This is a genomic window from Mycoplasmopsis felifaucium ATCC 43428 (genome assembly GCF_000687775.1).
Classification (GTDB): Bacteria; Bacillota_I; Bacilli_A; order Mycoplasmatales; family Metamycoplasmataceae; genus Mycoplasmopsis; species Mycoplasmopsis felifaucium.
Map to the genome: position 1 here is coordinate 22,557 of NZ_JHXS01000005.1, position 16,845 is coordinate 39,401.

The 16,845-nt window shown below is 28.0% G+C and carries 12 protein-coding genes; 7 read left to right on the top strand and 5 right to left on the bottom strand.

Annotation, left to right across the window (positions count from 1 at the left end):
• Positions 1-27 precede the first annotated feature (27 nt).
• A complete protein-coding gene (locus T390_RS0101205) occupies positions 28-978 on the top strand; it encodes an ECF transporter S component (RefSeq protein WP_036435986.1) in 951 nt (316 codons plus the stop codon).
• 15 nt (positions 979-993) lie between these two features.
• Positions 994-1,434 (top strand): transcription antitermination factor NusB, encoded by a 441-nt coding sequence (locus tag T390_RS0101210; RefSeq protein WP_027334720.1) that lies wholly within the window; start codon positions 994-996, stop codon positions 1,432-1,434.
• An 85-nt stretch (positions 1,435-1,519) separates the two neighbouring features.
• On the opposite strand, the gene T390_RS0101215 is transcribed toward T390_RS0101210, so the two are convergent.
• Positions 1,520-1,753 carry a DUF2188 domain-containing protein gene (locus tag T390_RS0101215; RefSeq protein ID WP_027334721.1) on the bottom strand — a complete coding sequence of 78 codons (234 nt, stop codon included), beginning with the start codon at positions 1,751-1,753 and terminating at the stop codon, positions 1,520-1,522.
• Positions 1,754-2,039: 286 nt separating this feature from the next.
• On the opposite strand from T390_RS0101215, the gene T390_RS0101220 reads away from it, so the two are divergent.
• Together T390_RS0101220 and T390_RS0101225 are read left to right on the top strand one after the other, a co-directional pair.
• Positions 2,040-3,251, top strand: coding sequence for a putative cysteine peptidase (locus T390_RS0101220; protein ID WP_027334722.1), 1,212 nt, complete (start codon positions 2,040-2,042; stop codon positions 3,249-3,251).
• Positions 3,244-4,038 carry a hypothetical protein gene (locus tag T390_RS0101225; protein WP_027334723.1) on the top strand — a complete coding sequence of 265 codons (795 nt, stop codon included), beginning with the start codon at positions 3,244-3,246 and terminating at the stop codon, positions 4,036-4,038. The genes T390_RS0101220 and T390_RS0101225 overlap by 8 nt, the downstream gene beginning before the upstream one ends.
• Positions 4,039-4,111: 73 nt before the next feature.
• Here the strand turns inward: T390_RS0101225 and secA are convergent, their stop codons facing one another.
• On the bottom strand, positions 4,112-6,646 hold the full coding sequence (gene secA / locus T390_RS0101230) for a preprotein translocase subunit SecA (RefSeq protein ID WP_027334724.1): 2,535 nt from the start codon (positions 6,644-6,646) through the stop codon (positions 4,112-4,114).
• A gap of 598 nt (positions 6,647-7,244) precedes the next feature.
• Between secA and T390_RS03720 the strand changes: the two genes are divergently transcribed.
• Complete coding sequence (locus T390_RS03720) at positions 7,245-8,867, top strand: M28 family metallopeptidase (protein WP_051590839.1); 1,623 nt, start codon at positions 7,245-7,247, stop codon at positions 8,865-8,867.
• Positions 8,868-9,063: 196 nt separating this feature from the next.
• Here the strand turns inward: T390_RS03720 and topA are convergent, their stop codons facing one another.
• Positions 9,064-10,920, bottom strand: coding sequence for a type I DNA topoisomerase (gene topA, locus T390_RS0101240; RefSeq protein ID WP_027334725.1), 1,857 nt, complete (start codon positions 10,918-10,920; stop codon positions 9,064-9,066).
• A 122-nt stretch (positions 10,921-11,042) separates the two neighbouring features.
• Between topA and ftsY the strand changes: the two genes are divergently transcribed.
• Positions 11,043-12,104: a signal recognition particle-docking protein FtsY gene (ftsY, locus tag T390_RS0101245; RefSeq protein WP_027334726.1), complete on the top strand. Its 1,062-nt coding sequence runs from the start codon at positions 11,043-11,045 to the stop codon at positions 12,102-12,104.
• Complete coding sequence (locus T390_RS0101250) at positions 12,097-12,327, top strand: sigma factor-like helix-turn-helix DNA-binding protein (RefSeq protein ID WP_027334727.1); 231 nt, start codon at positions 12,097-12,099, stop codon at positions 12,325-12,327. Before ftsY ends, T390_RS0101250 begins: the two co-directional genes overlap by 8 nt.
• Before the next feature lie 58 nt (positions 12,328-12,385).
• Here the strand turns inward: T390_RS0101250 and T390_RS03725 are convergent, their stop codons facing one another.
• On the bottom strand, positions 12,386-13,186 hold the full coding sequence (locus T390_RS03725; RefSeq protein ID WP_051590840.1) for a thermonuclease family protein: 801 nt from the start codon (positions 13,184-13,186) through the stop codon (positions 12,386-12,388).
• Positions 13,187-13,277: 91 nt separating this feature from the next.
• Positions 13,278-16,775 carry a DEAD/DEAH box helicase gene (locus tag T390_RS0101260; protein WP_027334728.1) on the bottom strand — a complete coding sequence of 1,166 codons (3,498 nt, stop codon included), beginning with the start codon at positions 16,773-16,775 and terminating at the stop codon, positions 13,278-13,280.
• Positions 16,776-16,845: the final 70 nt, after the last annotated feature.

Consider the following 16,845-nt stretch of genomic DNA (forward strand, 5'->3'; position numbering starts at 1 on the left):
TCTACAATATAATACATACATATTATTATGAAAAAGAAACTTAAATTAAATAAAATAAATGATGCTTCAAAAAATTATCTGAATAATGAAAATGTCGTCGAAACTAAAACATCATTAGTTCAAAGAATAAGATCAATATTTAAACATCCGTTTAAATTTTCAGTTATAGATTTAGCTATTTCCGGCTTATTGATAGCACTTTTCACAATTGTATCATCAATTTTAAAATTAACTGGATTAAGTAATTTCACAAGTGCAGAAATAGTTTTTTACATACTTTTTGGAATCTTGTTAGGCCCATTTAAGGGAGCATTATTAGCTCTTATAGCCGATACATTGAGCTTATTAATTTTGGGAAATATAGGCACATGATACTACTTATATGCAATCTGGCCACCAATAATTGCATTCATTAGTGCTTGATATTTTGCCTTATTTAAATCAAGCAAAATATTTAAGATTATTTTACCTATTATTGTTATTATCGCCAGTGCAACTATCATGACTTTTGTTTTTGCTAAATATGTTACAAGAACCGAAACAGGTCATATCGCTATCGGCGTGAAAATGAGTAAAAGCAACATAGCTTATTGAGAATCAATCCCATGAATCATGGTTGTTTTAGGACTTTCATTCTATCTTTTAGCAATGTTGATTGCAATTATTTTTGTCGTAATTTCCTATGTAAAAGGCAAAAACGAAAAATTATTAGACTACTTACTGATTCTTGGTTTAATAACATTAATCATTTCAATTTACAAATGAATTTTTGGGCCTATTATATTCGTGAAATACCTTTCATACATCAACAAAAAAACATATATTTTAAAAGAAAGATATTTATTATATTTTGTTCCTATTGTTATTAAAAGTATGTTTAACATTCCGTTTTATACATTAATTTTAGGTAGCTTGTATAGCATAATCAATTATGTATTGGAAAAACATATAAATAATAGAAATAAAGTCTCATATTAATATATAATAAAATTTATGAAAATAACTAGAAGACAATTCAGAATTAACATTATAAATGTTATTTATAGATATGAACTAATGAATGAAGATATTGATATTAATAAAATTTTTGAGCAAAATAAAAAATTATCAAGCGAAGAAATTAAGCAACTTGAACAAATTACTTTAAACTACAAATACTATAAAAGTGTTATTATCTCATTTTTTAAAACTAACTACGAATGAACCAAAGTATCGCCATTAATTAGAGCTATTTTAATTAATGCAACTCATGAATTGTTTTCTATAGCTCCAAAAGTTGTTATAAATGAAGCAGTTGAAATTACAAAGACATATTTTGAAGATGAAAACAACCTTTATAAAATGGTTAATGCAATTTTACAAAACATTTATAAATTCCTAACTCTTAATGAATTAATTTCAAGAAAAAATGAAACTAAATCACAAACATCCTAATCTGGATGTTTTTATTTAATATAATCATAAATTGACAGATACCACTATAAAACAGTGAAATAAAATCTCCTTATTGGAGATTAAATTATTTTTTAGGTTTATTATTAATGCTTGCTCTAACTTGACCAGTCGTACGGTGAATTAATACAGAACCACCATTTCTTTTTGTTAAATCATTAGCAAATTCAATGGCTTCTTTTTGGGTTTTAAAAAGTTTTGTAGCTTTTAAAGCACCAGCACCCTTAACTTGTCATTGTTCATCTTTTGGAGTAACGTGTCAAACAGTTACTTTTTTGTCTTTTTTGTCTAGTTCTCCCATATTTCCTTTCTATATATACATTTTTATTTTAACATAAGAATAGCTAAAACTAATTATACGGCTATTAAAAAAAGCAATAAAAACAGCCATTAAACGGCTGTTTTGTATTAAAGCTTTAACCTCAATGTCGACTCATAAATATTATAATAGAATTTTCACTAATTAAATACTAATTCACGAATAGTGCTATAAAATAGGTAATTATTTCATATATTATGTTGTAATATACCTGTCAGTTATATATTTTAATATAATTAAAATGGGTAAAAAATAATTGGAGGTTTTTATGTTTTTGCAACAAGAAGTTAACAACAATATAGTTCAAAAATATGAAATTAATAATGTAGACATACTGTTAAGTCAAGCTTTAAAGTCAATAAAGCAAATTGGTAAAAATGATTATAAAATTAAAAACTATTTTTACTGCATAGATAGTAGAAATAAATTATGCTTATATATCGAGTTTAATCCAATTGGATTCGTTTTGGTGGATTTAGATGATAATGACGAATTAGTTATCGAAGCATTTGGAAACAAACATGTTACGATTTCTGCAGATAAAATTGCATTGTTCAAAGATAAGAGAAAACTAAATCAATTACCTGTTTTTGATTTATTAAAACTTTCTTTTGATGATAGTTTTTATCAACAAAATAAGAATCCTGGTGGTTTCTCATTTTATAAAGCTCAACCAGCGAATAGCACAGAACCACAAAATAATATAATTTATGCAGATGTCGAAGTCCCTTATTCTTGATGATTCAAATTATTAAAAACTGGATTTGGACACGCAAGTGTAGCATCAATCGAAGGAAACGACAGTAAACAAGGTTTATGTCATTATGTAGCTGCTGCAATGTTAATACAATATAATGAGTTTTTTAGATCTGCAGGTTATTTTTCTGAAAAAGAAATTGAAAAATATGTCTCTTTACCAAGTTTATCTCCAGAAAAGAATGTTTTTGGATACTTGGGAGCTCCAATGATCCCAAGAGTTAATGATTTATTGGTTGAAGATCTCTATAAAATATATGGTAATGAGTGAATTGCAACACCCGCAAGCCATATGTCAAAAACCATATCAAAATTTCTAGATTCAAAAGTAAATAAGAATAAAACATTTACACCAAACTATTCAATGGGTTGAAAATTGTGAGGTTCAATCGGTCCATGGAAATATATTAATGAGGGTGCTCCTTATATGATTTATTCAAGTATATTAGCAGACCCCACAAAAAATGAAAAAATTGGACATTCAGTTGTCGTATATGGCTATTTTAAAGCTAATGGCGGAGGTAAATATCTTTGCCATTATGGTTGAAATAATCATTCCCAAGTTGTTGTTTCAACAAAAGCATTAGATTGAACATGAGCAATCAGAATAAATATCGATAAGAAAAAAGAAATAATAAAACCAAGAAAATACTTTTCATATAAAGGAGAATACATAAGCGGAGTAGATTATGGCAAAGAATTGAGAGGTGTAAAATATGATTAATATTTTTAAATTTTGAGATCTGTATAAACAAGATAAAAATTCAACAATTAAAAAAACATTAATTTCATCAATAGTTATATATTTAATTAATATTCTTGCTTTTATAGTTTGTTTTTCAACACAACTTTATTCAACGATTAATGATATTGATTTTAAATTTATAAGATACGACTGAATATTATTTACAATCATTATTTCCAACATTATTATAGTTGCATTATTTGCATATGATAAACTATCAATAAACGATAACAAAATTAGCTTATTAACAGGTAACATTCAAAACTCAAAGTTTAACAATTATGTTATTGATTCTTTAAATATTTTTAACAAAATAAATTACTTAATTTGGTTAGCATTTGCTTTAACGATGAGAGTTCCAAGTTTAACACGTTCATGGTTGTTTTTATGACCTTACTTAAGTTTATCTCTATTATATCTATTCTATAATTTGACAATACTTGTTAAATGTTCTTGTTCGAAATACAATAGTGCAAAATTCAATAATTCATATAACATGATAAGTATGATTTTTGTACTATCATTTAGCGCACTTATGTTTATCTATTATTTATTACACTTCTTAATGCCTCACTTTTTAATAGAACGTTATTCAATAATGCCTTTTTCATTTATCTTGTGAATGCCTATTCAAGCAGTTTCATATTACATTATAAGAATAATCACATTTTCAACTATAGTTGTATTACAAAACAAAAAAGAAAAAATAAGCTTAAAAGATAAATCTTTAATGATAGCCGTTCCTGTATGATTTGTTTTTAAATAATTTAAAAAGCACAACACTTTTTTAAGTACTGTGCTTTTTATTTATACGTTTGTTTTATAGTATTTTTCAAAAATTAATCAGCTTTTTTCATTTCATCACTTAAAGTGTTTTTTACTGAATCAGCTTGAAAAATTTGCTCTTTAACTGTGTTATACATTTTAAGTAGAAACTCTTCTTGTTCTTCTTTTGTATTTTGCGTTAAATAAACAGTATTAATAATTTGTTGGAAAATTGGGTCTGCTTTTATTTCATTAGAAATTAAAGACGCATAACCTAGTCTATCTGAGAAGATTTTTTCAGTTACATCATATGCTATATTTCTTAGCATTTCTTCAAACTTTTTAGAGCCTTCTTGAGTATACACTTGATATGGATTCTTTTGAGCATATTGAACTAAATTAGTATGTGAGCGTAATTTATCCATTGTATCAATATGAGCTTGTCAATAAGTATCAATAATTTCTAAGACAATATTCTTTTCATACCATCTTACATAAGCAAAATCTTCGTGAGTATTATCTAATGCTGATTGTCTCCATTTATCAAAGCATTCAACAAAGAAATCTTGCAAGAATGCTTCAATTTCATTGTCATGTACTTCTGAAACGATTGATAAATCTAATTTAGTTTTAACAAAACGACTTAATATTTCTGTATTAACATATTCAACAAAATCAGCATACTTAAAGGTGTTCCCTTTGTCTTTGAAACGAGGCATATTAACTACATTTGAAGCAGCATTTTTAAGCATTCTTTTAATAATGTATGAAATATCATTATTTACTAGAATTAAGTCTCTTTGAGCATAAAATAGGTCTCTTTGCTGGCGAATGACATCATCATAATGTAAAACACTTTTTCTACTATCGTAGTTAAAGCCCTCAATTTTCTTTTGAGCTTGATTAAAACCTCGAGTAAGAGATCTCGTAGTAATTTCTTTATTTCCTTCATTTGCAAATTGACTTTTAAATTCTTCATAATTTGAAAAACGTTGCATCAGTTGATCGTCAATTGAAATATAGAACTTACTAATACCAGGATCGCCTTGACGGCCGCTACGACCACGAAGTTGGTTGTCAATTCTTCTACTTTCAGCCTTATCTGTTCCCAAAACGTAAAGACCACCTAACTCTAAAGCTTCTTTTGAAGGCTTAATATCAGTACCACGGCCAGCCATATTAGTTGCAATTGTTACAGATTTAACTTGACCTGCTCTTGAAATAATTTCAGCTTCTGAAGCATTTTGTTTAGCATTCAACACTGTATGAGGTATTTCAGCTTGCACTAATAAGTGGTGCACGATTTCTGAATCTTCAATTTGTGCTGTACCAACTAAAACAGGTTGCCCTTTAGCATATAATTCTTTGATTTTTTCAACAACAGCTAGCCATTTAGCTTCATACGATGCAAAGATAGCATCTGGCTGATCATCCCTAATTACAGGTTTATTTGTAGGAACAACATTAACACGCATATTATAAATATCTATGAATTCTTGCTCCTCAGTTTTAGCAGTACCTGTCATACCACAAAGCTTATCAAACATACGGAAAAAGTTTTGATAGGTAATTGTTGCTTGAGTTTTTGTTTCAGGTTCAACTTCAACCATTTCTTTAGCCTGAATTGCTTGTTGCAAACCTTCCGAATAAGATCTGCCTTCCATTATACGTCCGGTAAATGCATCAACTAGTTCAATTTTATTATCTCGAACAATATATTCAACGTTTATTTTCATAACTTTATGAGCTCTTAAGGCATTTTGAATTCTATGAACAACTTCAGAGTTTTTAATGTCATATAAGTTATCAAAATGGAAAAATTTATTAGCTTTTTGCACGCCATTATAAGTCAATGAAATAGCTTTTGATTCTTCATCGATTTCATAATCGTGAGAATCTAAAATTCTAACAAATTGATCAGCCGCTAAATATGTATTAGTATCTTCCCCTTCACCACCTGAGATAATTAAAGGAGTTTTAGCTTCATCAATTAAGATAGAGTCAGCCTCATCAATTAGACAAAAATGTAAACCTCTTTGCACTTTTTCTTCAAGTTTAGAAACCATATTATCTCTAAGATAGTCAAAACCTAATTCAGAGTGAACAGAATAAGTAATATCGCAAGCGTAAGCTTGTCTTTTTAAATCTGGATCCATTTGTGCCTTATTTATACCAACAGACAAACCAAGGAAGTTAAAAACTTGTCCCATTTCATGTGCATCACGTTCAGTTAAATATTCATTAACAGTTGAAACGATGGCACCTTTTCCACTTAAAGCATTCAAATACACAGGTGCAATAGAAGTTATAGTTTTACCTTCACCAGTTTTCATTTCAGCAATACTGCTTAAGTCTAATAAAACACCACCAAGCATTTGGACATCATAAGGTCTTTTACCTAAAACTCTTTTTGTGGCTTCTCTACAAACAGCAAAAGCTTCTGCTCTAATACTTTGCAACGCTTCACCATTTTGCAATCTAACTCTAAATTGGTTTGTTTTATTTTTTAACTCTTCGTCTGTTAGTTTTGAAATTAATGGTTCAAATTGGTTTATTTTTTTAAGGGCTCTTTCAGCCATTCTCATTTCAGTCGACTTAAATAAATTCATAATATATATTTTACATTATATTAATTAAATTAATATAAAAGGGTATTTTGCTGGATGCCAAAAGAATTAAATTTTTGCTTTGTATTTTATTTATTAAAAAGTTTTTACCTAAAAAGACTACAAAATAAACTTTTTAGAAAAAAACCTCTATTTTATGAGGCTTTCCTCTGATTGTGATTTCAAAATCTACATTCAAAGTAAAGATATATCTTTTTTACAAGTTAGACCAAGGCACTAAAAATTAACATCATAGGGCGTTAACCCAAGATTGTAGTCTGTATTAAATCTAGCAAATTGATAGGGTAATTGCCTATCCTTTTTATTCAAAAATTCTGTTTTATAGTCATTTTAGTAAATTAAAAGCAATATAAAATAATTAAAAAGAACAATAATTCCCAGTATATCTAGTGAGTGATTATAAAATTTTAGTTAATAAAAACACATAAAACGGCTCGATTTTTATTAATTTTTGGCTAAAAAATAAATGTGGAAAAATTCACATTTACACCTTTATATAATAACTATATTTAATATTTGAGAAAATTTAGTTAGAAATAGATATATTTTTCGTTTATTTCTGAAAGTATAAGAGGTATATATGAGATTTAAAAAAGGTTTTTTATTGCTTGCTCCAATAGTATCAATAGTTCCTGCTGTAGCGATTTCTGCGGGATGCACTAAAACAGAAAATGTCGAAAAGATGGAAACAACTAAAAACTTTAGAAAATACTTAACATCCGTTCAAGGCAGATGGGCTGGCAATATTAGTAACTTCAAAAATGTTAAAGAAGATAATACAGGTATAAAAGATATTACTGGTGATAGTTTTGAACAAAGTCAACTTCAACCACTCCACCCATTAAGTGAAAAAGTTAATCCAGATGTTGCAAACTACGGTAGTTTCCACGCATACTTATGACTAAAAAATGAAATTACTGGTATGGGCTATGCCAACAAAGATACACAAATTATGTATCCAGGTCAAGCTGAAGTAACTAAAAAAACAGAAAAAAATACAGAAGGTAAAGACATTACCTTTTATGAAGCAACTCCAAAAAATGGTACCACATATGTGAAAACCAGAGGTTCAAAAGCTAGTGAAAGAGGAATTTACTACTTAAATAGTGTTAAAGAAACTCTTACACCATTATTAAAAACACAAGGCGTTGTAACACAAGGTTTCTTATGAAGAGGTCCAGATAGAGCAAACGGAGTTTACTCATTCAACAACGTAGGTCAAAACCTTATCGTAACAATTGAGCCAGGTGTAGAAGGCATTAAACCTGAAGATGTAAAAGATTTCTGAATTGTTTCACACTACGATTCAACAATTATGCTTGGCGAAGGACACAAGAAAAATTCTTGAGGTGCAACCGATAATGGTACAGGTGTTGCTACAAACTTATCATTATTACAACACTACTCAAAAGCTGAAAATAGAAAGAAATTAGGTGTAAGATTACACATTATTTTTGCAGATGCTGAAGAAGTTGGTGTTCTTGGTACAAATGCTTTTGTACATCAATTCTTAACACCAACTCCTGACACATCAACAGGTAAAGAAACTAATGAATTATTAGCAAAGAGTGTAGGTATGATTAACTTAGATACTGTTGCTGGTGGTGATAAACTTTATGTACACTCGCCTAATACTCCTACTGCAGGTAACACTTCAACACGCATTAGAGATCAATTAAATGCATTATCAACAACTATCGCTAGAGCTGAAAAGAATTATGATGGTATTTTAGAAATCCACCCACAATTCTACAAAGAAGACTTTAAAGCAGGTGAAACGGGCGATTGATCAGATCACGCACCATTCTATTTGGTTGCTAAATTACCTATTGCATACATCGAATCAACAAACTTCAACGTTTATTCAAAAGAAGGAGCCTACGATGGTTATGCTCAAACAAACGATCCTAAAGCATGAGTAACTAAAAATGGCGATCATGTCAATTTAGTACCAGTGCACAAAAATGGTTCAGAATTAACACTTTATGATTTACCAGAAGGTGTGAAATTAGATGACGTTCTTATTGCTGGTGATATTTGACACAGTCACTTTGACCGTTTAGATTGAGTCGACAAGAATAGATACCCATTAATCTACAAACAACTAAATGCTGTATTTAAGAACTTGGTATTCTACTTCGATACAATTTGAGAAAAAACAACTAATAGCAACGGCGAAGAAGTATTTAAATTAGATTTATAACGATGATTTCAAATCTACTTTAACTAAGGAGCTACATTGTAATTACAAACGCACACATATTAGATTAGATTTAATGTGTGTGTGTTTTTATTTTGTTTATATTCAATAAAATAAAAAGATACATCTTTTTTATAGATATACCTTATTATTTTTTAGGTTGTAGCTTTTGTGATTACAATCTGCGAAAAACTCAATATTATGAGGTCTTCTTTTTAAATTTAAAGAATCTTCTTTTTGGTTTCTCTGCATTATCTAAACTTCTTGTATATTTACATTTTGGGAAGTTATTGCAAGCAATAAATTTATCACCATATCTATTTTTGCGAATAAGTAGTTCGCCACTATCATCAGGACAGTTTTCATTAAGTTTTTCTGGCTCAATTAATGTGTGCTCAACTGTTTCAGAGGCCTTTTCATAATTTGAAGTAAATTTATTATAAAAATCAGTCATAACAGGTTCTACAGCAATTTTATTTTGAGCAATCATATCTAATTCTTCTTCAACTTTTGCTGTATATCCTTCGTTAATAATATCTGGGAAACCTAATAGCAGCTTACTTAAAACAAGTTTTCCAAATTCAGTTGGGTGAAGAGCTCCATTTTCATTAATAACATATTCACGCTGCAAAATAATTTTAACAGTCGATGCAAATGTTGAAGGTCTACCGACTTTAATTTCATCAAGTTTTTCGATTAATGCACCTTCTGAGTATCTAGCAGGCGGTTTAGTTTGATGATTTCCAATATTAAATTCTTGTACATCAATTTCTTGATTTTCTGAATAATTAGGATCAGTAGTTTCTTCTTTTTCACCTTTAACAATGTAATATCCGTCAAAAACGATTGAACTAGCAGTTCACTTAAATGCTAAAGTATTCTTCTTAAAAGTATAGGTTTTAGCTTTTCTGACTGGAGGTGTCATTAAACATTGTAATGTGTGTTCATAAATGAGCTTATAAATTTGGTAGTCATAGTTATTCAAATCATATTTAGCTTTAGCTTCTTCAGGTAAAAGAGTTATATCAGTTGGTCTAATAGCTTCATGGGCATCTTGGTCGCCTTTAAAACCTTTAATTTCAGCTAATACGTATTCTTTTCCAAATTTATTTTCAATATATTTATGTGCTGCATTAATGAAATTTTGGCTTAATCTTGTACTATCTGTACGTGGGTAGCTTATTAAACCACCATCGCCATAACCTTCATATAATTTTTGAGCAGAAGTTTGTGTAACACCTGAAGAAAAAGGGCTTTTCTTATACAAAACAGCCTGTTTTAAAGGTGTTAATCTACCAACGCTTCTTGTAGTTTCTTTAATATTTTTAACAATTAATTTATTAGTAGGTTCTTTATCTAAAACTTTTTTAACTGATTCTAATTCGCTTGGATAAACCCAGTTTTTTTCATCGGCTAAATGCTTGTCAATATAAATGGAAGCTAAAACATTATCATTTATTTTAGCCTCAACAGTATGGTACTCAACAGGAATAAAGCTGTTTATTTCGTTTTCTCTATCGACTACTAATTTCAAAGCAATTGACTGAACTCTACCAGCAGAAGGGGTACTTGGAGAATTTGAAAGTTTAATTTGCATTAAATGGCTTAATCTAAACCCTATGATTCTGTCTAACATTCTTCTTGCTTTTTGAGCTTCAATTAAGTTTTGGTCAAGTTTTCCAGGGTGATTAATAGCCTGTAAAATAGCGTCTTTGGTAATTTCATTGTATTTAATTCTTGAATATTTGTCTTCACATTTTAAATACTTAACTAAATGTTCACCAATAGCTTCGCCTTCACGGTCAGGGTCAGTTGCAATGTAAACAATTGAAGCTTTTTTAACAACTTCTTTAAGTTTTTTAACAACTTCTTTTTTAGTACTATCTAACACATATTTAGGTTCTCATTTTTCTAAATCTATGCCCAATCTCATAGCACCTGAAGTACTTAATTTAACTATATGACCAACTGAAGCTAAAACTTCATAACCTTCGCCAAGATATTTTTTAATTGTTTCAACCTTATTAGGAGACTCAACGATAACTAACTTATTCATTACTGTATTCATATTATTTATTTTATAACAATATCCTTATTATTAAAGTGCTTAAAATTGATTTTTACAGCTAGATTTCAAATAATATTTATTATATTAATGTATTAATATAAAATTGAATTATGGGATTTTTTGGATATTTAAAAGAAAAATTATTTGGTTGGAGAAAAAAATCTAAAGAAGAAAAAGTTGCAGCCAAAGAACAAGAATTATTAAAACAAGAAGAAGAAGAATTATTAAAATCAAAAAAACTTGAAAAATATAGTACTGGTTTAACTAAAACAGGTTCACTTGGTGCAAAAATATTAACTTTGCAAAATAAATACAACAAAATTGATGAAGAATATTTTGATGAATTAGAAGAAATTCTTATAATGGCGGATATTAATGCAAAATTAGTTAATGCAATTATTACTCATATTAAAAATGAAGTAAAAATTAGAATGCTAAGCGATCCAAAAGAAATTGGAGAACTTATTGCTGATCAAATGTTTGTTATTTATACTAATAAAAGCGTAGTTGATACAACATTAAATTATCAAGATGATAAACTTAATATATTTATTTTTATTGGTGTAAATGGTTCAGGAAAAACTACAAGCATAGCTAAAATTGCTCACAAATTTGTAAAGGAAGGCAAAAAAGTTTTAGTAGCTGCAGCCGATACATTTAGAGCCGGTGCAGTAGATCAATTAAGTGTTTGAGCCGATAGAGTTCATGCAGACATTGTTAAACCAGTAAAAGAAAATGCTGATCCAGCCAGCGTAGTATACGAAGCTTTAGAAAAGGCAAAAAAGGAAAATTACGATCTATTATTAATAGATACAGCAGGTAGACTTCAAAATAAGGTTAATTTGATGAAAGAACTTGAAAAAATTTATCAAATTATTCATAAATTCGAACCTGATGCTCCTCAAGAATGTCTTCTTGTTTTGGATGCTACAACAGGTCAAAATGGTGTTAGCCAAGCAAAAGCTTTTAGTGAAGTCGCTAATACTACTGGAATTATTTTAACTAAAATGGATGGAACTTCTAAAGGCGGTATTGTTTTATCAATTAAAGATGAGTTTGGCATAAACGTTAAATATATCGGCCTGGGAGAAGGGCTTGAAGATCTTCAAGAGTTTGACTTAGATAACTTTATTTATGAAATGACTAAGGAACTAATTTCTAGAGATGAATAAAGATATTAAAAATATTGAAAATATTGAACATTTGTGTACTTTATATGATAAATTCCAATCATTTTTAACTCAAACACAAAATCAAGCATTTCAGCTTTATTTTTTTGAAAACCTTTCATATTCTGAAATTGCTGAGATCACAGCAACAACAAGAAGTGCTGCATATGACAGTGTAAATAAAGCAATTAAAAAATTACTTAATCTTGAAAATAAAATATCTTAAAAGACTGTTTTAGAGATAATTTAGAAAAAAGATATGTCATTAAAAGACATATCTTTTATTATGGATAAATTTTACTATAGTCAGCTTCAGGCGAATAGATACCTAATTTATTTTGTTTTGCATGATCGCTACATTCTTGCAAGAAATTATAATATTCTGTATTGTCTGTATAGTATTTGCTTGTTTTTTTGTTTGAGATATAGTGAACTCTAGAAATTCCATTTCAAGCAATAAGAGCATTTAGATTATAGTATTTACCGTTGTTGGCTTTAATATAAATGATTGAGACAATTCTAGCATATGGATCACACATATATACTGGAACTTCAGGATTTCTACTATTATTGCCACCTTTTGTTTTTTGAGGAACTACATATACTTCAGTAGGATAAAAACTCATGCCTTTATTTTTCTGTGGAGAGTTATATCTATAAACATCAGAATAAGCTTTAGTGAATTCTTCAGCTATTTTTCCATATTTTAATTGATCTCCTTCAGTATCCACAAATTGACCTTCTAGATTTCTTTGGTGTGTTTCAGGTGTGTCAATTCCTGCAAATCTAAAAACATAATTATTTGAAGTTCTGAAAGTATCGCCATCGTTATATCATACGATGTCCACTTTCAAAGCTTTATTCAATTCTAATTTATTAGTAAGTGGATATTTTTCTAAAAATCGTTCATCAGCTGGAAAATCGCCTACTGAAAGATGTAAATTTGCAGAAGAACTTGAGTTATTTATTGAACTATTTTCACTTGTATTTTTTTCTATATCCTTTGCCGTATTCGTGCACGAAACAGCCACATATGAAAAAAATGATAATGGGATTATATAGTTGAATAATAATTTAAATTTCATAACAATATTAATATAATACTAAATTATTAATTAGTTAATTTTTAATAATATATTCCATATTATTTCCATAAAAAAAGAGGATAAAAATCCTCTAATTTGTATTCTTAATATTTTCATTGCCAATATAAATTTCTTGGCTTAATATTTGAGTTCACTCCTTGGTCATGTCGTCAAAAGATGCAATTTGTTTAATTTCACGAGGAATTTCAAATTTTTCTTCTTCAATAATTTCTAAATTAACAAGCATTTTTTTAGTTCTTAAAACTGGTAATTTATGTACTTCGATATTATTTTCTGGTTCTCCTATTAAAACTGTGATTGTTTTTTCTTCGTCCTGAAGTATTGTATTATTATCAACTTGTTCAACATTAATCTTACTATTATTTTCTATAACATCTGTTTTATAGTCTTTTTCATCAAATAATTTAGCTACATCAGCTGATAATTCTACCTCAATATCATCTTCCTTTTTAACGTCATTGGCAATATACTCTTCTCTTAAATCTTCGTAAGAATTAATTATGCCAATAATTTCATCTTTTTTAACTTCTCAAAGGATTCTATCTAATTTATAAACTGTATAATTTTTACTTCTAATAAAGTTACATAAATCATTAGACATTATGAAGTCTTCAGGTTTATTTGCATATGCATAATTATCAACCACAAAACAAATTGCAGGTTTATTATTTTTCTTAATTACATAATCTACTTGCAATGTTCCAATAACTTCATTTTCAGCTAATTCTAAAAAGTTTTTATCCACAGTAGCTTCAATTAATGTATTTTTAATTTCTAAACTTAAGTCTGTTTTTTCGGTTTCTAAATTATTTTTATTATGTGCTAAAAAGTTTTTTCTGTCAGCATCGCTTAATTCTAAAAACTCAAGCCATCTTTTAAAAATAATTGCATCTTCATTATTTGTTAAGACATTGACATCTTCAGCATTGATAGATTTAATAACGATCATTTTATCTTTAGCTCTAGAAACTGCAACATTTAACGCATTCATACCGCCAGGACGACCAACATAAGTTGAATGAATTGAGGTTTTATAGTCATAAGCTACAGACACAATTACTAAATCTGCTTCATCACCTTGAATATTTTCAATATTTCTAAGCAATAAGGTTTGATCATTCACTGCTTTTTCAAGTTCAGGAAAATTTTTAAAAATATTTGCCGTTATAAAATCTTGTTGTTTAGCATTAAAACATAAAATTATAATTTTGCCGTATTTATTTAGATTTTCATAAGCTAGTTTTATTGCCAAAGCTGCTTCTGCTATATTTTTATTATCTTCTCATTGTCCATTAGCTTGTATAACTTCAATAGGTTTGTAATTAACTTCCGAATTTGCCGAATCAATTACATCCAAAGTACTTTCGTAAAAATATTTACTGCTAAAGGTCATTAATGCAGCATAATTTGAACGATAATTTTTGTCTAATAAAACACTATAAACACCTAAACTTTTCGCAAAATCTAAAAGCGAATCAACTTTTCCATAAATGCTTTCTTCATCACTAACTCTAACGCCAAATCAATTACTTGGTTTCATTTGTTTATCATCACCAGCAAGAATTTTAATCTTAGATAAATACAATACAGGAAGACCTTTTTCAAGAAAAATTTGGCTAGATTCATCTAGTATTGAATAATCAAATTCTTCTTTTTTTCAGGCGCTTAAGTCAGCATCCGGAGTTACGATAACTACTGGGAATAACTTTTTAATCATATTAGGAAATTTTTTAATGAATTTATATGGTTCTAAATTACCTAATCTAATCGTTGCAGCAAATTCAATGTATTCCGCTTTTTCATCAGCATTTAACGAAGAAACTTTATTTATAATGCTTTTAGCGACAAATTTCTTTAACTCATTTTCATCACTAACTTGATTTAAATTATTTTTAGGAAGTATGTTCACAATATTAATTAAATAATCGTAATCATCTGCTTTTAGTGTTTTAACTTCAGCTAAAATTTCATTTAGGTTACCTTGGTAATGTTTAAAATCATTGAATAAAGTTTTTGCAACTTTTTTAATGTCTCTATTAAGTTTTTTATGCGGCTTAAATCTTACTTTATTTAGTTTAAGCATATTTACCAAAAGTTGCTTAGAATATTCAAATTCAAAACTTTCAGGATATTTAATATTACGTGGTAGATTTACTATTTTTTCTCAGAATTCACTTGTATAACACTCAAATGTATTATGTATTTTTGCAATTATCTTAGTCGCTTCCAAAAATCTCGAATCAGAAGAAATAGTACCAATATTATTCACAAAGTTTAAATCTTCATAGTTAATAATCCTTAATGGTTTTAATGAATCCTTTTCGTCAAAGTTTTCTAAATAATATAAATATTCTTTTAGTGGAGCGTAAAAACTCTTCTTATTCATATTTTTAGAATTTAACATAAATAGACAAAATGGTTGTAATGCTCCCATTCTATTTCTAATAACTTCTAAGGCAGCTTTTTTTTGGCTACATACTAATGATGTTTTTCCGTAAACAAGTAGATTTGTAAGTATATTCACAATAGTTTGACTTTTTCCTGTTCCAGGAGGGCCTCATATTATTGTATTTTGATTAAGTGAGCTTGCGATAGCTTTATCTTGTGAAAAATTAGTTGGAGTAATTTTAAATATACTGGTTTTAGGATTATAAATTGTATCATTGATACGTTTTTTATAGATGTTTTTGTTAAATTCAATGTCAATAATTTTATTAAGTTCATTATTCTCAATAATTTCAAGCATTCTATTTCTAACATATCCACCTGATGGTTGAAATAAACCTAAAACTATACCAGGTTCAAAATCAAGTGATTTATTAGAAATAAGCTCACTATCAATATTTTTAAACTTTTGATTAATATTGAGATTTAATTGATAAATTTGACCTCATACATTATTCAGATATTTAATTAATTCTTTGATACTTCAGTCGCCAAAATTATCAGATAAATCTAAATCAAATCCAGCATTTGTTAATAAAAATAGTAATTTTTCATTAATTTTTATATCACCATTAGAAACTAAAAAAGGTCTTGCATTTCTAATTTCAATATAAACTTCTTTAAGAAATAAAGGTGCATAAATGCTTTTGCCTTCTATAGATGTTTTAACAAAGAAAAAACCTAAATGCATTGGCCAAATATTAGTTTCAGTATTAATTTCATTAGCTTTATTCAAAAAGATTTTTCATTTTACTGCTTGTTTTTGAAAAGAAGCTTTTAAATCTGAAATAATAATTTCTTTTGCTTGTTTAATATCTTTTTTTAATAATGTTATTTTCGCATTACTTATTTCAATATTATTAAACTTTAAAATTTCCAAAATACCTTCAAAATTATCACATTCATTAATTTCTTGAGAAATTCTTAATAAATTCACTTCTAAAATAGGAATATCAAAATTTTTATTTAGATATATATAATTGAAAGCTTCAGAACCGAATAAAGAATAGAAATCAAAGCAAGTTTTATTATTCACTCTGCAAAAAACCGCAGTATCATTTGGACTTACATCTAATAAATTATTTAGAATACTTTGATATTGTTTATTTTTTTCTTTGTCCATATTAGCCTCCATAACATTACTATATTTATAATTATATTAATAAATTTAGTAGTACACCTAAATTAAATTA